Origin of the sequence: Halobacillus ihumii, assembly GCF_902726645.1 — a bacterium.
In the GTDB taxonomy this organism is placed as follows: Bacteria; Bacillota; Bacilli; order Bacillales; family Halobacillaceae; genus Halobacillus_A; species Halobacillus_A ihumii.
Genome location: NZ_CACVAO010000001.1, coordinates 446,360 through 465,907 on the forward strand (window position 1 = coordinate 446,360; position 19,548 = coordinate 465,907).

Below are 19,548 nucleotides of genomic sequence, written 5' to 3' on the forward strand. Positions count from 1 at the left end.
AATCAATTGTTGTACGAGTTCGCTTTTTGGTAGTAACGTTCAAGGGCAGCCACCATCGGCCCCATTTTAGGCCGATCGGGCTGAAGAACGTATAATATTCCGCTCTCCTTTAATTCATTGGCCGTAACTTTTCCAACAGCCACTGCCAACACATGATTATTGAAAGACTGAATGGTTTCACGGTTGTCATGGTGATTCGTAACTAAATTTTTAACCTGTGTTTTACTTGTAAAAACAACAGCATCCAGTGATTTAGTCTTAATAGCTTCTTTCAGATTTTCCAGCACCTGAAGGTTTGGTTCCTCATAAAAATAGGGCTGAGATAGATAAACATGACAGCCAGCCTTCTCTAATTTCTCTTTGAGCTTTGCATCATTTTGACTATAAGCTTGTAGAAAAACACGTTGATAGTTTAGATCTATTTGTTCTTCTGAAAAAGTCTTTACTAGATGTTCCATTGTTCCATCATCGGATAACATGCTGGCTTTAACGCCGTTTTTCTGACACCAATTCAATGTCTTTTTCCCACGGATTGCCACTTGCGTATTGTTTAATTTTTCAATAAAATCTCTGTAGATTTCTGATTTTACGGAAGTGTCCTCCAACGTTTGAGCGCCTATTCCCGTTGTAAAAATTGCCCAATCAAAAGATTTGGAAATAAAATCTCTAATATTATCTTGACTGATTTGTTCATTTAAAATTTGCTTTCCTTGAATCGAAAAGACTGCTGGTGTACCACCTTTTTTCTGGATCAAGCTGCTGAGTGCATTTGCACTTCGATCAGCCGCTACTCCGATGACCTTTCCTGTTAACCCATTCATAAAAATCCTTCCCTTTCGCGAGAGCTTCGTTTGGCAGTGATGATTGATACATTCAGTTCTTTGTATCCTACTTTATTTGCTCAAGCTGCTTTGATGAAAGGCTTCATAAACGCGATCAGTCAAAGCGTCCACCATTGCCCTATGGCTGCCAAGGTATTGACACAGCAATACCTGTTGTCGATCTGTCTGCTCCATCTCATTAATTTTTTCTTGCATGGAATGCATAAGCACTCCCGTAAACCAAAGATAAGGAACAACGAAAGTTTGGGACCATCCTATTCTTAACGATGTTTGCAGTCCTTCTTCAAATGATGGTGAACAGGCAGCTAAATAACTGACTGAAACATGAGCTACATTCATTTTCCTCTTTAATTTCCAAGCGATTTCTTCGATCGAATCTTTCGTCTCCTGATGAGGACTTCCTCTTCCAACCAACAGGATATTAGCATCAACATGAGGAACCACCTGTGTTTCGCGTATTCGCTGAACCAGTACATCTATCACTCGATCCTGAACTCCTATCGTTTTACCGTACACAAACTCAACGTGGGGATAACGAAGTTTCGCTTGATCAATCTTTTTCGGTATATCCTTGTAGTAATGGCCAGCACTCAACAATAAGACAGGGATAACAACAATCTTCGTGGCACCAAGTTTGATGAGGTTCTTAATTCCTTGAACCATATCGGGTTCTGCAAGTTCTAAGAAGCATGTTTCCTGAAGAGGTACATCATCTATCATCCTGTTTTGAACGGCTTCGATAAAGGAAACAGCTTCTTTACGTGCCTTCTCGACTCGGCTCCCATGACTTACATATAAAACAGCTTCCATGCAAATGGCTCCTTCCTTTTATCCCACAATTGAGGGAATAGGTAGTTCCGCCTCATCATTTAGCTGTTCAAACCATTGCAGCTGATCTCGAAGCTTCACGACCTCTCCCACAATAATCATCGAAGGATTCATGAGTTCACTAGCTCTTCCCACAATATTCTTAAGGCTGCCTGTAACAGTGCGCTGATGTTCCGTAGTACCCCACTCCACCAAAGCTATCGGTGTTTCAGGAGCACGACCATGACGAATTAGCCTTTCACAAATTTCGGGCAGCTTTTTGACACCCATAAAAATACACAAAGTGTCCATACTTTTCACAACGTGCTCCCAATATTCTTCCTGATCACAGCCTAGTTTGCTCACCCCTGACAGAAAGGCTACGGACGAGCTATAATTACGATGGGTAACTGGAATACCTGCATAAGCCGGTGCCGCTACCCCGGAGGAAATTCCAGGAACGATTTCATAAGGAATCCTATTTTTTGCTAGCACTTCCGCTTCCTCTCCACCTCTTCCAAAAACAAATGGATCTCCGCCCTTTAAACGCGTCACTGATTTACCCTGTTGAGCATAGCTACAAAGAAGTTCGTTAATGGCAGCTTGGTCTAACGAATGATGATCAGGACGTTTACCGCAGTAAATCAGTTGGGCTTCATCCCTCGCTTCATCCAGTAAGTCCGGGTTACTCAACCGGTCATATAAAATGACATCTGCTTGTTGAATGCTCTTCAAGCCTTTCACTGTAATTAATTCAGGATCACCCGGCCCAGCACCAACGATATAAACTTTATTCATGAGTCCCACCTCTTTCCTTGTTCGAGTTTCAGCCACATTCTAACTGACTGACGGTCATATCTCTTAAAATGTAACTCGATATTCCTGTAACGAACAGCCGTCAGGTTTGGCTTTATAACAATAGAATTCATATTCAGTCAAACTGGGTATCTTGAGCATTTAATTCATGGTAATCCCAGGTAATTAGTTGGATATGATCCCGCACCTCTTCTCATAGCCTTGGATTCGCTCCCCTGGATTTCAACTCTTTCCTTTTACACCCCACCTAACTTTTAGCTTTTTCACACTAAAAAACCTCTCTTCTTTATCAACAATAAGAAGAGAGGCTTTAACACATACATTTAACTACCCATCTTCTTATCTTTCAAATGCATAAAAAGCACCTGCTGGAATTGGCACAGTTTTCTGATGATAAATCACCAGATCCGTTGCCGAGGCTTCAAAGGGCCAGTCCCTCCACCTCTCACGATAAGAATGTGAAAATTTGTTATTGAATTATTGGTATATATACTATCCACGTTTTGAAAAAATGTCAATAGACTATGGGAAAATTAATAACATTTATTATTTTCTGTTCTAAAGAACTGGATCTTCCAATATGCCACTTCCACCCTAATATCAACTGTTGAGTTAACGTCATCCTAAACGTTAGTGAAAGAATCAGCGATAGATAAACTAACTGGATAATCGAGACTAAAGATAAAATAAAAAGCTTAACCTCCCTCTATAATTTAAAGTTTTTTTAGAATTACTCTGTTTTCCTTCCATTTTCTTAATACTCTATTGAATCCATAGCTAAGTTTTGTGTCAGGTTTACCCAATGTTTATTAAATTTGGTAGTGAGGATTGCGTTTGAATAGACTGGGGCGATTACTTTCCAGTAATTAGGTTATTACTTATAATCGCACTTTAGATCTCCACGTTAGACATGGTGGTGGACCCTCCGATTTCTCTCGGCGTCATCGCGCGCAAATTCCTTCGTTTGACCTGACCATGTGTGGATGCCGGAAATGCTCCTTAAGTGGGTCTAAGCCCTTATGGTTAAAATAACGACCGGCTTCTCCGTGCTTCAATTGTGAAATCATTAAGAAAAAGACAAAAACTAAAGTTCTTCCGACTTAAGCGACTTCCTGTACACTTGGTAACTGAGGAATATCTCGAATCATGCGTTCTTCACTAAAAGAACACTTTCGTGTTCCAATCACAAAGAATATCTTGATGAGCTTACGACTTAGGGCAATAAACGACTGTTTTCCTGTCAGTGGGTTCTTGGAACGATTCTTATAATATGTATGTAAGGTTTTGAATCCTTCGTTATGAAAAGACAACGGTCGAGCGACTTGATACAAAATGGACCGTAACCTTCTACGTCCCCGTTTCGTAATGGTCGTCTTCCCTTTAAACAGACCGGATTGATTCATTTTTAAATTGAGTCCCGCTAATTTGATAATTTGGCGTGGATCTCTGTAGTTAGAAAGATCACCAACTTCAGCGAAAAAACCGGCTACTGTCATGGCACTAATGCCTTTCATCGCGATCATACGATCAGATCCAGGCACGTGAAGAACCAGGTTTTCAAGTTGAGTTTCAATAGCTTCGAGGCGTTCTTTTAACGCTTGATATTGATCGACGAGATAACGAAATTCTTGACGGGCCATGCGTAGCCCCACGGTCAAGCCTACACTGGATGAAGCACTTGCTTCAGCTGACGCATGCGCTTTAATCCAATCGCTCGTTTAGCTGACTTTTTGACTTTCCTAAGAAGTTATTCTTCCGTTTTTTGATCAATATCCTCAGGAAGATAGCCATGTTCCAAGAGGTGTAACGCAGCCTTCCCAGTCCAGTCCTTAAATACCGTTATGAATTCCGGAAAATATCGATCCAGCGTATTATGCATCTGAGCTTTGATCGAAGAAAGATCCTCTTGGATCATGTCATAAAGTTTGATTCCTTCCCGTAACTCGGCGTACACATCCTCCGGTAAAATCGGTGCGTGATACCGACCATTACGCACGACCTGAGCGATGACTTTCGCATCCTTTGTATCATTCTTGGTGGGGGAATCATCATCGAGTTCTTTGGAGCGTTTTACCTTCATCGGATTGACGACAACGGGTTTCTCACCCTGAGCTTTTAAGTAGTAGGCTAAGTTAAGCCAATAATGACCTGTAGGTTCCATCCCGATCAGAAGTTTAGGGCGTCCGGTTTCTTCAGCTAAACCTGCCGTCCACTTCAGTAAATCATTGAATCCTTGCATCGTATTGGAGAAGATGAGTCGTTTGGATAAGTCTCTTCCTCGATCATCAATTGCGCGAGCGACGTGTTTGTGCTTCGCCACATCGACATCGATAATTAACGTCTGTTCATTGATTTGCGCAAGGCGCTCATTTTGTGTAAAATCCATAGTAGAAGTCTCCTTTTGGTACTTAATTCGAGGTCATGCATGACACTCTCTATCGTACCAAGGGGACTTTTTTTATGCATCTGGATCCTACCTCGATTTTCCCTCAAATTTCTTCCTTACAGGAATGCTCCTTATTCAAAAGTGATTAAGCTTTTTTGATTAGCGTCCCAGGCAGGATTCGAACCTGCGACCCACAGCTTAGAAGGCTGTTGTAGGCACCCTAATTAGGTAGCATCTAAACGCTTAAATCCCTGTTAAATCAAGGGTTCCCGGGATTGATTCCAATAGAAATTAACGTAATTGGGGCAGAAACAATTAAATTCTGCCCCAATTCTGCCCCAAACTCAGTATTTATATAATCATGTTTTTGATTTCTCAGCATTCATCATGGGTAATATCTAATTCCACAACAAACATTACTGCTCTGCCTACACAAAAGAATGTTAGATAAATATAAAAATTACAATTTCATAGATTTTCGAAAAGGGTTCATTGGAACGTATGGAGGGTATTACCGTAATGGGAGTAGTAGTTGCGGAAGAAGTAGGACTGAAACTAAATTGAGATATCTTCTTGTTATTAAGTTCCCTTTTTAATAGCTATTCGGCATTTAACCTTATTAGGTCTAGTACAATATCTGTGGAATAATTACAGGTGGACTGAGGTTATTACTGAATATGAAGCATCAAGGGAAGGAAACTAATTTACTATCTTGAGGATAATTATGTTTTGCCTGCAGTTGTTTTGATCAGTGAACTTCTCCACTTATATCTTACAGATGCATCTAAAGTGGAGAGGGAGTCTAGAATCGAAGATTTAAAAGAAAGAATAGAAGTCCTGAGAGTGAAAATGTATAAAACGTATGAAAATAACCCGAATGACCCGCAATTAATTACTATTTCCCAATCGCTGGATAAACTTTTAAATGAGTTGGAACGTACGACGCAAAATGAGGAAAAGTAAAATAATAATCATTTAAGGTGATTATTCCTTAACTTGTAATTCTCATAATGACAGAGGATGTAGAAGTTTCCATGTACCTACTTTAGTCTTTCGTGATAGGTTATTTCTCGTATGTTAGTCCAGTATTCTTATCAAGAATACTGGACTTTTACTTTTGCGGTATTGTTTAAATTTTTTTAAAGGTGTTACAATCTTATATTACTTTAATCGAGTTTCTTCATATATATAATCTCTATAAAAAAGTAACACTAATAATATCCTCAAACTTAATGATGATATCTTCTTTATTTAATTTAGTGCATCTAATCTTCTTTGTGTATAATATTTTAAAATTAAATTATAGCATAAATAAATTATTTTGTCAAGTCATAATCAATTAAGAAGGAAATAACATAAAGGAATAAATATAAGATGAACTTATCGTTATCGTTATTCAAGAAAGGGGCGAAATTCTGAAGCAAAGGATCACACTCCTTCTTTATAGAAAGGGTGCCTTTTTGAATAGCCATCTCCAATGAAACAATAATGTACATATATAGCTTTTCCTTGGGTATACTAAATACACATTTACTCATAACTAGATTAAGGAGGTAATCCTTATTCATATACTTATAATAATTTGGGCCGTTTTAGCTGCATGGCGCTGGGCAGATTGGAATCTCTTCCGTAATTTCCATGCAACGATCCTCTATATGTCATCAATGAATTTACTATATTTATTATTAACTTCTGACTACCGTTTATGGATTGAACAATCAAATTTAGGTCTCCCCCATACCTTAATAGCTTTGTTATACACTTTTATTGTTTTCCCTTGTACGGTAATGCTGTTCCTTTCAAATTATCCAGACAAGCTTGGATCTCAAATTTTGCACATTGGAAAATGGATCATTATCTACATAGGGACTGAATGGGTCGGCCACCTATATGGCTTTGTGTATTATACACATGGTTGGTCTTTGGTCTGGTCACTCCTATTTTTGATCGTCATGTTTCCCATGTTAAGACTTCATCACAAAAGACCTATTTTGGCTTATCTCATTTCATTAATTATTATTGCCTTTTTACTTGACTGGTTCGATGTTCCTTGGAAGAGTCTTTAGTTTTGTTGGGATAAGGAGGTTTATGGTGGAAATCATCTTGCTAATTATTTTCTATATACTTGGAACCATACTATTCTTGGTTTCCTTAAAAAAAGCACCACGGAAAGATTGGCTGTTAATATATTTTATTACTGCTTACTTTGCTGTATTCTTGGGAAATTTACTAGTTGATTATCATCTCTTAAAATACCCAGTAACAATATTTAAACATCTCAAAGGCAGTGTGCTTTTTGAGTTTCTATTATTCCCCGTTATTTGCGTTTATTATTACCAAACAACCTATCACTCCCATATTTCTGGGGTCATTTTGCAGGCAGTAGTATATAGTGGAGGTCTGACCCTTGTGGAATTCTTTTTAGAAAAATACACTAATTTAATTAAATACCTCCAATGGGAGTGGTACTTTACTTGGATAAGCGTGTTCATTTTTATGATTGTTGTTCGTTCCATCATGGGACTGCTCAATAATAAAACCTAATGTTCTGTCAAGACTTTTGGAACCAAATAAAACGAACTAGAAGTAATTTGTAATCCCAAACCTTCCGTACTTTGTTGCAATAGCTATTTACTAGTGATATCGTTGTGAACGGTTTATACAGACTCAGGCGGATAGCCTAACTTATATTCGGAGATGAGAATTATAAGCTATTTAAAAGAACTGAATGGTGAAATAGAAAGATTGCGGAGTAAAATGTATGAAGAGTATCAGAGAGACCCTAAAAGCAAAGTAGCTTTAGATGTATCACAAACACTTAGATGAACTCCTAAACTACCTTCAAAAATTGACAAAAGAATTTGAAAAACCCCAACGTTAAAGTGAGGTTTAGTTTATGTTACCATGTCAAATTCTCGATCATAAGAACCCAACTCTACCCGGAGTTTTTCCCTTTCGAGGAATTCGCGTAAGTGAGATTCTAACAATGGAATATCCGATTGAAGGACTTTTCGATAGCAGAATGGCGTAGCTAGATATCGAACAATGATATGTCTCTCTCTGTTCTCTACATAAGTATAATGTATTTTAGGAGACCATATGAGGGGTATTCACGAGTACATCCAAACCCGTCATTTCTAATAATGTAATCCATTACTATTGCTACTTCCCTTTAAGCATTATTTTCTATGACTATTTTACCGCAAGAAATGTTTATGTGCATAAATAAAACACAATAAATTGAAACACTTCGAATTCAATGTATTTATGATACAATAGGTCCGGTTTTAAGATAATAGGGAGGGAATATAAATGACTGACAGTACGTCATTGATGGAGAGAATAGAAATGTTACGTCTTAGTATTTATTCAGAATATGAAAGAAATCCAAATAGTGCTAGGCTTATCGATATCTCCCAACAACTTGATCAACTACTTAACCAACACCAAAGAATAAAGAATACATCGATTAAGAGGTAGTATCTCAAATAGAAATTAATACATAGAAATGCCCCTGTCTTCTTTATGACAAGGGCAGCCATCATTATGTTATGTCGGAAGTACTGATGGATAATTATATTGTACAATGTTTCCAATAAAAGTAAACATGATGATTATTTTACAAATCACAATTCAGATAAGTAAAACAAAAACCATACAGCATGGTTTTGTTCGTCTTTCGAGGCTCTTTTGAATTGTTCTCTCACATAAGGATTTGTTGATCTGTCTGCAATGTCTAGATAAAAATCCACCGTTTCCTGTTCATCTTTAAATGAAGCTAGCAGAGCATCTCTATAGCGAGGTGCGCATTCCTCCACTAGTTGTGGGGAAGGCGCCCTACCAGTCATGGTAGAATAAATTTGAGAAAATATTTCATAGTGTTTAATCTCATCTTGTCTAATTTCTTCAATTCTATCTCTAATTTCTTCGGTAGGTGCCATATTCGCTAACTGTCCGTAACATGTAATCGCTGTGTACTCCCCGTTAACTGCTTTCGCAATATCATCAATAAGTCCATTATCCACACTATAATAATAATTTTGCATCCTTTCACCTCTTGCATCGTTTTTACCACAATATGCAAGACGGAAAAAAACTAGAAGTTCGATTTATTACAGCTTGTTTTTTAGTTCATTTCTTTTTACTAAAATCTTCTCCACACACCCTTTACTATAACAGAGCAAGTGTGGTCTCACTTCAAGTGGAAAATATCGAATTAAAACTGGGTTGATATTTAGCGTGCGCAACAGCTCTTGGTCACTTTTTAGTTTTTCTAGCTGTACTGCAACTAAATGGCCATCTTTAAACTCGAATAGACTGTGTTGGAATGCATACATTTTCAAAATGCTCAATACTCTCAATAGCTAACTCCTAATATAAGACCTACTGCTACTCTATCATAATAAGAATGTTAATATGAGAAAATATAAAAAGCCCTTGTGTAACCGTCAAGTAGTTTTGAACACTTTTTGCTCATTAATTTTGAACACTTTTCGATTGGAATACAGACTTTCTGTACTTGATTCGATGACTAGACCCATTTAAATGAATGACTTCAGCCCGGTGAAGGAGCCTATCTAGGATCGCTGTGGTAATTCCCTGATCGCCCATTAATTCTCCCCACTCCTCTGGGCCTTTGTTGGACGTCAGTATTATAGAACTTCGTTCATACAAATGATTCACTAACTGGAAAAACAGGTTGGCCTCTTGTTGGTCCATTGCCATATACATGAGGTCATCGATGATGACCAGATCGGCGTCCCTAATACGTTTAAGGCGCAACTGTGCTTTTCGGATGTACTCCTCAGTCTTTAAAAGAGGCACCAGCTCTCCCATGGAGATGAAGACCACACGTTGGCCTTGTTGGATGGCCTCCAATCCAAGGCCTATCGCCAGATGCGTTTTCCCTACCCCTGGCGGACCAAGGAATATTAAATTAAATGCCTGATCTAGCCAAGAGAGTTCCCGCAGCTGTTTGAGCTGCCGTGTACTTAGAGATGGTTGCTCTCCCAAATCAAACTCATCAAGGTGCTTCTCATATGGGAACTTGGCCCATTTCAGGTGCTTTTCTATCATCTTCTCCTCGCGGCGCTTCTCTTCGTACGTGAGGAGTTCATGCAGAAATTCCTGGTATGTCCAAGAGCTAACCTCTGCCTTCCTTAAAAAAGAGGGCAGCTCCTTAGACGTCTCTGACATTCTAAACTGATGGAATTGAGCCTGTAAATTTTCTACTGTTCCAACCAACTTACACACCTCCCAAGATTTTGATATAGCCATCTATATCGCGTAATGCGGCCTTTTGTTTCAATAGTTCCGTAGGAACATCGACTCCTGAAAATTCATCTTCAGGAACTTGCTCCTGAAGCCCCTGAATCTTGGAGAAGTGCTTTACCACATCGTAAAAGTCATTCGCACTCCACAATCCCTTCTGAAGACAAGTACCTAGGGCCTCCTGAATGAATGGCTTATAATGTTTAACGGCTTTCTGAAGAATCTGCAGCTGATCCCGTATGTACCGGGGATAACGCTGATGCAGCTCGTCGAGGAAGACCTGAATCTTTTCTTCTTCATGGAATGATGTTCTGATGGTATCCATGTAAGCAGCTATTCCTTTTGACCTGTCTCTGGAATGGTGGGTATTTTTAATAAGTTTCCCTTTGTTAGTAGAGAGTCTATGGGTAGCTAGAAGGATGCCGTCGGGCGAAGCCTTAATGAAAAGCTTTTCTCCCTCCACCTGTATGTAGACCGTGTTCTCGCCGTTTGGCTGATATGTACCCAACGGGACGGAATAACGATTCGATTTGTATTTGATGACATTGTCCTTATGAACCATCCTTGTTATACTGTAACTAAGATTGCTCTCGAAAGAGAGTGGTAAGGAGACTTTTCGTAAGTGTGGCTTTTCCAGGGCGAACACTTCGACAGGTCTCTTTTTTATGGTGTTGTGGACTTGATAATTTCCCTTCCTTTCCAGCCAGGCCAGACATTGTTCATTCCATGTTTCAATTTGATGGAACACACGATTCTTTCCAAAGTTGTATTTTACAAACTTTACAACGTTCTCTATCTTTCCTTTAGATTCAGGGTCTGCTTTCCTGCATAGGAATACACGAAAATTCCTATTTTGTTTATAGGCCTGAAATTCCTCTGTAAATATGAGATCCCCTCCATTCTCACTGACCGTCATCAATTTATCCTGGTCATAGACAATTTCTTCTGTGATCCCTCCGTAAAATTCAAAGGCATTTTCATGACACCGTAACACGTCCCTTGTCGTGAAAGGCTTCTCCTGCCACTCCACATACTTATATCGGGAGTGTGAAAGGACAAAGGCTATCACATAAATTTTAATGGTTTTCCCATCAGTGGTCTTTACTTTTAACTCTCCAAAATCCACCTGCATCTGTTTACCTCTCGGTAACTCCTGTAATGCCTCAAAGTGACGTTTATTCAAGACTTTGGGGATATGATATTTCTCCCGAAGTTCCTTTACGTAAGTTCTCACGGTACTCTCCCCAATCTCTCGGAAATTACATCGTTCTTCCAGCCAGTCTGATATCTGGGAGGCCGAAAGGTCTGGGTGTTCCCGAAGCCAATCTAATATGACCTCCTGATAAATATCCAGCTTTCTTTTTCTGGCTCTTAGCGTTTCCACCCATTCCACTGCAGCTTCGAAGTCTCTTCCCAGATAAGTATATACAGTGTTTCGGGACACCCCGCATTTTCGTGCTATTGCTGATACATTAAAACCATCCCTCTTCAATTGATGTGCTAAAACGATTTTCTCCAACTTCTTCATCTACTCCTTACTCCCTCCAAACCAGGTCGTTAACATACTTGTTAAGTTTACATGGTTGGAGGGGATTAGTGGTGAAAAAGTGTTCAATTCTATCAAGCAAAAACTGTTAAGTCTAATCTAGCAGTTACACCTTGCGAGGAGGGCTTTAAATTTACACTAACCTTACATACGTTTCATTAGTTGTAACGTAATATGGATTGTCAACACAAAGCTAGACAATCTTGTTAAGGTGTTTCTTCTTGAATTCGATTGGGCTGAGATATCCTAGGGTGCCGTGAATTCGGATATGATTATACCAGTGGACATAATCAAATAAGGCCAGGTCCAATTGTTTCTGGCTTACGAATGTTTCTCCAAAGACAAACTCTGTCTTAATCACTTTATATGTAGCTTCAGCGACCGCATAATCATAAGGGCAGCCCTTCATGCTCAAAGAACGATCAATCCCAAAGGTTTCAAGTAACCCTTCAATGGCTCGATTTTTAAACTCGTTACCGCGATCTGTATGAAAAAGTTCTAATTCATTAAGATTACCACCAATCGAAGCGAAGGCCTTCTGAACCAAGGCGGCATCTTTTTGAGGACCTGAACTGTAGTCTATAATTTCGCGGTTATATAGGTCCAAAATTGTACAAATATAATGCCATTTGGAATGCACCCGAACATAGGTCAGATCACTCACCACAACTTTGCGAGCCTGGTCTTGGGAGAGTTGACGATTCAACGTATTTCCCTGTTCCGACTCGTTGCACGAGGTTTTCATCGGCTTAAATTGAGCTACAGTTTATTTGGAGACAAGCCCTTGTTCCTCCATGATTCGGCCAATTCTTCGACGAGATACCTGATGGCTCTTCTTATGAAGTTCGTGTTTGATTTTTCGTGTACCATAATTCTGCCGGCTTTCATGAAAGGTCTCGACAATTAAGTGTGTCAACTTTTCTTCTTCAGACGTATCTTTTTCTTTTGCTTCATAGTAAAACGTACTTTTAGGAAGTTGTAGGACAGCACACATTGCTGATACCGAGTATTTCTGACGATTATTCCGTATCACATCTACTTTCGTCCCATGATCAGCGCCGCTTGCTTTATAATGTCGTTTTCCATGTTGAGTCGTTGGTTCTCCTTACGTAACTTGATCAACTCTTTTTGTTCTGGTGTGCGGTTATCCTCTTCTTTGAATGAACCTGATTGCTTGTATTGACTAATCCACCGATCAAATGAGGAAGATGTCAGCTCGTACTCCTGGATAATATCTTTTCTGGGTTTCCCATTCTCATAAAGCTGAACAATCTGTTTCTTAAATTCATCGGTAAATGTCCGACGGGTTCGTTTGGTCATAATACGCTCTCCTCGACTGTTATATTTAGTAAAGTGTATCGGACCTTAACGAAACTGTCCAACTAAGTGTAGACGATCCAATAAACGTCACCATTAGAGTTTTCAACCTTATACTGTGGTGATCCATCTACATCAAACATTGCTAGTACATTCGAGAATCCATACCCAAATTGGATATATCCAGCAACGTCAGAATCATCCCATGACGGAGAATTATAAAAACGTAACCCCCCTTGATAAATGGACTGACTCTACACGCTTCCCTACAAAATATTTGTTCGGATCTCCATCAACAAATAACACACTGCCAATCTGTGTCCTCCAGTGTGCTGGTAGAACTCACTTTACTTTAGAATACCAATATATTTTATGGTGGAGTCTCGAAAAATTCTTTAAGAAATTCCATAATAAAGACATAACCAATAAAACTTATTGGCAACAAATTTGCAATTAAGGCAAAAATACTTATGGCTAAATTTTCTTTCTGAACATTGAAACAATGCTAAGAGGAATACCAAACAAGAAGCCAAGAAACGTAAGTAATAAAATGAATCTTAGATAGGGTTGATAGCATCCACACTCTCCCCCAATGTTATTCCTATGAAGAAAGTGGGTATAAAAATTGTAGCCAATGCTGTAAAAAAAGAGAGCTTTGTAAATATACTCAGGTCTTCCCTATTCAAAACTATCACCTCCCTAGATAATTAAATTACGTTGTAATTTTATGTTAAATATATCATAGTTGGCTTTTCAAAAAAATTCTGCCCCAATTCTGCCCCAAAAGCCACTTCTGGACAGGGACAGCTTCAAACCATTCTTAACAAGAAAAACGCTGAATCCCTTGATATACAAGAGATCCAGCGTTTTGTTAGTTAGCGTCCCAGGCAGGATTCGAACCTGCGACCCACAGCTTAGAAGGCTGTTGCTCTATCCAGCTGAGCTACTGGGACAAGTATTATATTTTAATATTATGTAAGCTTAGATTGGAGCGGGTGAAGGGAATCGAACCCTCATCATCAGCTTGGAAGGCTGAGGTTTTACCACTAAACTACACCCGCGTTTAAACAGTTTCATTAGCAACATTTTTACATGCCCTTACCTCTTTTAGCTAAATCGAAGAAGCTATTCGGGCGGGCAACTCGAAGCATACTCGACGAAGTTTCGCTCGTGGCTGAAGTTTTACTACTAAACTACAACCGCTAAAGGTGTATGTCTTAAATGAGCAATTTGTTTTTCCGACAAGGATAATTATAGTAAATCACTGTGTATTTGTCAACAACTCTGCAGCAAAGAGTTAATTCTTTGCTGCTAGAGATGTTTCCATTCTCAACGCTGGCATAGGCTGTCCAGTCACTTGATAATATTGAAGTTCGATCTTATCAAGTGTTTCCCATTCCAGAATTGCGTAAGTCGGTTCTTCTCGATCCCTCGGCAGTCTGGCACTCCCTGGATTAATGAACAGTTTGCCATTCACTTTTTCCGCTCCTGCCATATGCGAATGTCCAAAACAAGCTACTTGAGCTCCAAGTTCATCTGCCCGGTAAGATAGGGGCATTAAAGTTGACTTAATTTGATGTAAATGTCCATGTACAACCAAAATAGTTATATCCCCAACTTTAACAATTTGTTCGTTCTCCATGTCGGTGTCGAAATCACAATTTCCCTTGGCATAATGAAAATCCTCTAACTCTTCTGACTGGGAACTAAGTTCCGAATCACCACAATGAATGAGTTCATCTACTTCATGCTGGTGGTGCTGTTTAATCTCCATCACTTCATTAGTTAATCCATGAGTATCACTAATGATTAGTACTTTTGGCATTATAAACACCTCTTTATGATAAATCCTGCAACCATTGTTCTATTTTTAGGATAGCATGCTTTCGGTGACTAATTGAATTTTTTTCATCAGAAGTATACTCTGCCATTGTTAGAACAGATCCGCTTGGGATAAATATGGGGTCATATCCGAAACCGTTATCGCCTGCTGGTGCCATCGCAATCCGCCCTTCACAGGTACCTCTTTCCACAAAAGTTTTTTGGCCAGGACGTGCAACAGCAACTGCACAGACAAAACGAGCAGTACGATCTTGCTCAGGAACATTACTCAATTCATTCATAACCTTTTCCACGTTCTTGCGGTCATCCTTATCTTCACCTGCATAACGAGCAGAGTAAATACCAGGCGCACCGTTTAGAGCATCAATTTCAAGACCAGAATCATCTGCAACGACGGGAATTTGGAATTGTTCTGCAATTGTCTCGGCTTTGATGATTGCATTTTCTTCGAAAGATTCGCCATCTTCAACAATATCGGCAATCTTCTGATCAAAATCCAATAATGATTTTACTGTGATTCTATATTTCGCAAACATTTCTTTAAACTCGTCAACTTTTCCTTTATTCTTTGTAGCGACAACTAATTCGTTCATAGGGTTATTTCTCCGTAACAGCTGATGATGTTTCAATAACCTCAGCCCATTTTCCAATTGCATCTTTTTGCAGCTTAGTAAGCTCTGCTACCCCTTCTTGGGACAGGGATATCATCGTCTGAAGTTGTGCCATGGAGAATGTGGCTTCTTCTCCAGTTCCTTGAAGCTCTACAAATTCCCCTTGTCCTGTCATGACAATATTCATATCCACGTGGGCCTTGCTGTCCTCTTCATAACAAAGATCCAGAATTTCTTTCCCATCAGGAAGGACCCCGACTGAAATAGCTGTTAAAAAGTCATTAATCGGAAGCTTTTTCAATACTCCTTTTTCAACTAACTTCCCAAACGCCAGAACAACTGCAACGAAAGCACCTGTAATGGATGCCGTTCTGGTGCCCCCGTCCGCTTGAATTACATCACAATCCACCCATAGGGTACGTTCACCTATACTATCCAAGTCAACGACTGCGCGTAAGGCTCGACCAATAAGACGCTGAATCTCCATCGTTCTCCCGGAAACTTTTCCTTTTGAAGATTCACGAATATTTCGCTGTTCTGTAGCACGAGGCAGCATAGCATATTCTGCTGTAATCCAGCCTTTCCCCTGTCCGCGTAGAAATGGTGGAACTCGATCCTCTACACTTGCATTACAGATCACTTTAGTGTCTCCAAAACTTATTAATACAGATCCTTCTGGGTGTTTAACATAATCTGTTTCTATTGTAATATTTCTTAATTCATTGACTGCACGTCCGCTTCTCATGGGCATGTCCTCCCTTTCATTCTTTCCAACTATACCTAGCCCATCTTAACATAAAAAAAGGTCTATAGACAGGCTGCACTCTTTCCTGTCTTATGTAAAAAATGGGCCACTACGTCATTAAAGTGGCCCGTGATTTTCTTTTTTATAAGCTTCCAGGTTCATTCGCTCCATTGATATCTGAACGTGTAACAGGTTCAGCCAATGACTCTCCTGCTTCATTTAAGACTTGTTCGACCCCTTCAACTTTTACTTCTACCGCTTCCACATCATTCACGTTGGTTAAGCTCATAACAAGACTGGCAAGAGCTTGTTCAGACACAGCTTTAGGTTCTTGTCCATTTAACAAAGCCTTATTGAAAGTTACACTCAACACCCCTTCATTAAGTTTGGCACTTGTGACTTGAGCACCTTCATTGAAAGGCCGAAGCAGGGACGTTCCAAGAGCTGGTCCCTCGAGGAGGGTCTGTACTAAAGAAGTGTACAAATCACCTTCTGTACTTACTCTCGTTGTTACCGGGACTTGATATACTTCGCTGTCACCTTGTTGAGATGGGAAGTAAACCGTTACGGCTTTACTTCCCACCACATCAGTTTGGTCGCCAACATGGACATTGATCCCGTCTGAACGGGAAACTCCTCCATTAATTGGAGTCCCGTTCACAGGCATTTCCTTAAGTTCATGTCCATTTATCCAAAGCTTCATCCGGTCCACATTATCAAACTGTGTAACTGTATAAGTCATAGCTTGCAAAATCTTTTGTTCTTCACCAGGCTGGTAATTTTTAAATTCTTGTGAGACGTCGACTACCATCGTGCCATTATCCTTTAAATTCAACCCTAAAATTTCTGTTCCAGCAGGCAATACTGCCTTAAAGCCAGTTGGCAATAAACTTGAGATTGGTCCATCTTTAACTAAGTATTCTAGTGCTTGGGTAGCTACCTCCTTAGACGCTGGCAGTTCTACAGTCTGAGGAACAACCATTCCATTAGAATCAATTAAGAATAATTCTCTTGCCACTGTTTCTGCAGCTTCTTCCTGCCCTTCTTCTTCAGCACTTGCTTCTCCACTGCCCTTTTCTGGCGGTGACTCCTTTGTATTCGTTTCAGGAGTTGCTGCCGTCTCCTCTTCAGGAGGAGCATCCATCTCCTCTAGTGCTTGCTCCCCTTCAAATAAACAACCCGACAGCAATCCTGTACTTAATAGTACGGCAATCGATAAGGGTTTAATTCCGCATGTTTTCATGCTATTCCCTCCCATGATAGTTTGTACTACCATATATACGAGCCATAATGAAGTTTAGACCACTGATTTTATGTTGAAGGCAAGATTTTTAAGAGAGTTAGTTGTGTTCAGAATTGTACTTAGTAGACTAACGAAAATTTCATCAGCTCTGAACTCACGTAAATAACCTTCAAAGCTTTGAGACAAAACTTGAAGGTTATTTACGTGAGTTCTTAATGAAGATGTACTTAGACTAAGCTGCTTCGAGGGCAAAAACGGCATTAGCCGATCAGCCTGTCTATTTATTAACCAATTCTCCAGGAAAAATAACTACGATTACTAAGTACTTGCATAACTTCAAGTTATTTTGTCGTCTTTTCAAATTGTTCAAGTTCAATAAGCTTTAATACTTGGATCGGCTCTTCAAACCACCTATTGGCCACCAATCTGAATTTTTCCATATCCCCGGTGGTATAAAATTCATGCACAGAGTGATTATCTTCCTGCTCTAAAGCGTTATGATATGCCAGAATTAAACTAGTCTCGCTGGCGGTTTCCTCACCAGAGCTAATTACATTAATGTGGCTTCCCATTTCCTTCTGCACTAAGTCCTTAATAAGTGGGTAATGAGTACACCCGAGAATTAACGTATCAATATGGTTCATCTCTTTTAAAGGTAATAAAGTGGATTTTACGGTTCCTTCCGCTTCCGGCCCTTCTAAAATTCCATTCTCCACCATAGGGACAAATGGAGGGCAGGCGAGACCATTTACTCGTATAGATTGGTCAATTGCCTTGAGAGCTTCTGGGTATGCCTGGCTTTTTATCGTACCTTCTGTCCCGATTACACCTACTCGTTTATTTCTACTGCCTTTGATTGCGGCCCGAGCTCCCGGTTCAATCACACCAATTACCGGAATCGGCAATGAGGACTGAAGTTCATTTAATGTATACGCGGTCGCTGTATTGCAAGCAATTATAAGCATTTTAATATCGCGCCGCATTAGATAATGTACCATCTGCCAGGTGAATTCCTTTACCTGATCTTTAGGCCGTGGTCCATAAGGGCACCTTAACGTGTCACCCAAGTATATAAATTTTTCTTTAGGAAGTTGACGCATCAATTCGCGGGCAACGGTCAACCCTCCAACTCCGGAATCAATCACACCTATCGGCTGTCCCATGAAATCCCTCATTTCTGTTTTTCCTTAGATGTCTCACGCATATTTTCATGAAGTACATGTAATAAACGGGTTAGTTGGTTCATTTCATCTTCTGAAACATCCTTGAGAACTTCTTGTAAGTAGTGTTGGCGTTTTTCTATTACCTCATGAATAATGTGTGTACCTTTTTCTAAGAGATGTATACGGACAACCCGACGATCCTTAGAATCACGGATCCTCTCCACTAACTCATTCTTCTCTAGACGATCGACAAGGTCCGTCGTAGTGCTGCACGCTAAATGAAGATGACTTGAAAGCTCACCTATTGTCAAATCTCCTTTATCAAGCAGCCACTGTAAAGCTACAAACTGCGGAGTGGTAATCGGGTAATGATTTAAGATTTCACGCCCTTGCTGCTTTATGATACCTGATATGTATCGTAATTCTTTTTCAACATCAGCAATTGATGATGATGCATGCGATTCTGTCACGATCAGCACTCCCCACACAATAAAATGTATTTCTAATACTGCCGCTTTATTTTGAAAAATTCAAGAATTATTATCGAATTGTCTAAAAAAAGTCAGAAAATTGTCTTTTCTTGTTAAAAACCCTTTCAGGTATGGATTGAAATCATTCATCCATTACCTGAAAGGCCCTACCCATTCCTCATACCAACACATCTACCTTTAGAGTTCAAGTTCCCCCATCCGTAATAACTCGACTACGGCTTGGGATCTTCCTTTAACCCCAAGCTTCTGCATAGCATTCGAAATGTGATTCCGAACTGTTTTCTCAGAAATAAACAGTTCATTAGCAATTTCTTTCGTAGTTTTGTCTTGCACTAGAAGCTCGAAAACTTCTCGCTCTCGCTTGGTTAGAATTTGTGTTGGCCTGTAGCCGTCTTCCTTCACAAGCGTACCCCTCCCTTGTTGTCTAGCTATTATTTTGAGGGGAATTATTTAGTCATCATATCTTAT

General features: G+C 39.7%; 18 protein-coding genes, 3 tRNA genes, 2 pseudogenes and 1 riboswitch. Of the genes and pseudogenes, 4 read left to right on the top strand and 19 right to left on the bottom strand.

Annotated elements, in window-relative coordinates; all coding sequences use genetic code 11:
• Nucleotides 1-2: 2 nt before the first annotated feature.
• From G6R08_RS02380 to G6R08_RS02400, 5 genes and pseudogenes are all read right to left on the bottom strand, one after another.
• Complete coding sequence (locus G6R08_RS02380; protein WP_163526512.1) at nt 3-821, bottom strand: uroporphyrinogen-III synthase; 819 nt, start codon at nt 819-821, stop codon at nt 3-5.
• Nucleotides 822-893: 72 nt separating this feature from the next.
• Nucleotides 894-1,652 carry a sirohydrochlorin chelatase gene (locus tag G6R08_RS02385; protein WP_163526513.1) on the bottom strand — a complete coding sequence of 253 codons (759 nt, stop codon included), beginning with the start codon at nt 1,650-1,652 and terminating at the stop codon, nt 894-896.
• A gap of 18 nt (nt 1,653-1,670) precedes the next feature.
• Nucleotides 1,671-2,447, bottom strand: a complete 777-nt coding sequence (gene cobA, locus G6R08_RS02390) for a uroporphyrinogen-III C-methyltransferase (protein ID WP_163526514.1) — start codon at nt 2,445-2,447, stop codon at nt 1,671-1,673.
• A gap of 354 nt (nt 2,448-2,801) precedes the next feature.
• A riboswitch (SAM riboswitch) is annotated at nt 2,802-2,922 on the bottom strand.
• A gap of 643 nt (nt 2,923-3,565) precedes the next feature.
• Nucleotides 3,566-4,851, bottom strand: a pseudogene (locus G6R08_RS02395) (IS110 family RNA-guided transposase).
• Nucleotides 4,852-5,012: 161 nt separating this feature from the next.
• Nucleotides 5,013-5,094, bottom strand: a tRNA-Arg gene (locus G6R08_RS02400).
• A 486-nt stretch (nt 5,095-5,580) separates the two neighbouring features.
• Here G6R08_RS02400 and G6R08_RS02405 point away from each other — a divergent pair.
• From G6R08_RS02405 to G6R08_RS02420, 4 genes are all read left to right on the top strand, one after another.
• Nucleotides 5,581-5,814, top strand: a complete 234-nt coding sequence (locus tag G6R08_RS02405) for an aspartyl-phosphate phosphatase Spo0E family protein (protein WP_240339635.1) — start codon at nt 5,581-5,583, stop codon at nt 5,812-5,814.
• A gap of 617 nt (nt 5,815-6,431) precedes the next feature.
• Nucleotides 6,432-6,917: a CBO0543 family protein gene (locus G6R08_RS22410; protein WP_420810413.1), complete on the top strand. Its 486-nt coding sequence runs from the start codon at nt 6,432-6,434 to the stop codon at nt 6,915-6,917.
• 22 nt (nt 6,918-6,939) lie between these two features.
• On the top strand, nt 6,940-7,395 hold the full coding sequence (locus tag G6R08_RS02410; protein WP_163526515.1) for a CBO0543 family protein: 456 nt from the start codon (nt 6,940-6,942) through the stop codon (nt 7,393-7,395).
• Between the two features lie 789 nt (nt 7,396-8,184).
• Nucleotides 8,185-8,331, top strand: coding sequence for a Spo0E family sporulation regulatory protein-aspartic acid phosphatase (locus G6R08_RS02420; RefSeq protein ID WP_275897945.1), 147 nt, complete (start codon nt 8,185-8,187; stop codon nt 8,329-8,331).
• A gap of 146 nt (nt 8,332-8,477) precedes the next feature.
• Here the strand turns inward: G6R08_RS02420 and G6R08_RS02425 are convergent, their stop codons facing one another.
• The 14 genes and pseudogenes from G6R08_RS02425 to G6R08_RS02490 all read right to left on the bottom strand — a co-directional run bounded on the left by G6R08_RS02425 (nt 8,478) and on the right by G6R08_RS02490 (nt 19,482).
• On the bottom strand, nt 8,478-8,897 hold the full coding sequence (locus tag G6R08_RS02425) for a ferritin-like domain-containing protein (RefSeq protein ID WP_163526518.1): 420 nt from the start codon (nt 8,895-8,897) through the stop codon (nt 8,478-8,480).
• Nucleotides 8,898-8,963: 66 nt separating this feature from the next.
• Nucleotides 8,964-9,212, bottom strand: a complete 249-nt coding sequence (locus tag G6R08_RS02430) for a hypothetical protein (protein WP_163526519.1) — start codon at nt 9,210-9,212, stop codon at nt 8,964-8,966.
• A 115-nt stretch (nt 9,213-9,327) separates the two neighbouring features.
• Nucleotides 9,328-10,095: an IS21-like element helper ATPase IstB gene (istB, locus tag G6R08_RS02435; protein ID WP_163526520.1), complete on the bottom strand. Its 768-nt coding sequence runs from the start codon at nt 10,093-10,095 to the stop codon at nt 9,328-9,330.
• 1 nt (nt 10,096) lies between these two features.
• Nucleotides 10,097-11,650 carry an IS21 family transposase gene (gene istA, locus G6R08_RS02440; RefSeq protein WP_163526521.1) on the bottom strand — a complete coding sequence of 518 codons (1,554 nt, stop codon included), beginning with the start codon at nt 11,648-11,650 and terminating at the stop codon, nt 10,097-10,099.
• 211 nt (nt 11,651-11,861) lie between these two features.
• A pseudogene (locus G6R08_RS02445) lies at nt 11,862-12,988 on the bottom strand (IS3 family transposase).
• An 876-nt stretch (nt 12,989-13,864) separates the two neighbouring features.
• Nucleotides 13,865-13,938, bottom strand: a tRNA-Arg gene (locus G6R08_RS02450).
• A 34-nt stretch (nt 13,939-13,972) separates the two neighbouring features.
• Nucleotides 13,973-14,046 (bottom strand) — tRNA-Gly (locus G6R08_RS02455).
• Nucleotides 14,047-14,282: 236 nt separating this feature from the next.
• Complete coding sequence (locus G6R08_RS02460) at nt 14,283-14,810, bottom strand: metallophosphoesterase family protein (RefSeq protein ID WP_163526522.1); 528 nt, start codon at nt 14,808-14,810, stop codon at nt 14,283-14,285.
• 13 nt (nt 14,811-14,823) lie between these two features.
• Entirely contained in the window at nt 14,824-15,420 is a 597-nt protein-coding gene (locus G6R08_RS02465) for an XTP/dITP diphosphatase (RefSeq protein WP_163526523.1), read from the bottom strand.
• 4 nt (nt 15,421-15,424) lie between these two features.
• Nucleotides 15,425-16,183, bottom strand: coding sequence for a ribonuclease PH (gene rph, locus G6R08_RS02470; protein WP_163526524.1), 759 nt, complete (start codon nt 16,181-16,183; stop codon nt 15,425-15,427).
• A 142-nt stretch (nt 16,184-16,325) separates the two neighbouring features.
• Complete coding sequence (locus tag G6R08_RS02475) at nt 16,326-17,426, bottom strand: GerMN domain-containing protein (RefSeq protein WP_163526525.1); 1,101 nt, start codon at nt 17,424-17,426, stop codon at nt 16,326-16,328.
• A gap of 341 nt (nt 17,427-17,767) precedes the next feature.
• A complete protein-coding gene (gene racE / locus G6R08_RS02480) occupies nt 17,768-18,589 on the bottom strand; it encodes a glutamate racemase (RefSeq protein ID WP_163526526.1) in 822 nt (273 codons plus the stop codon).
• An 8-nt stretch (nt 18,590-18,597) separates the two neighbouring features.
• On the bottom strand, nt 18,598-19,059 hold the full coding sequence (locus G6R08_RS02485) for a MarR family winged helix-turn-helix transcriptional regulator (protein WP_163526527.1): 462 nt from the start codon (nt 19,057-19,059) through the stop codon (nt 18,598-18,600).
• Nucleotides 19,060-19,257: 198 nt separating this feature from the next.
• Nucleotides 19,258-19,482 carry a helix-turn-helix domain-containing protein gene (locus G6R08_RS02490; RefSeq protein ID WP_079530455.1) on the bottom strand — a complete coding sequence of 75 codons (225 nt, stop codon included), beginning with the start codon at nt 19,480-19,482 and terminating at the stop codon, nt 19,258-19,260.
• Nucleotides 19,483-19,548: the final 66 nt, after the last annotated feature.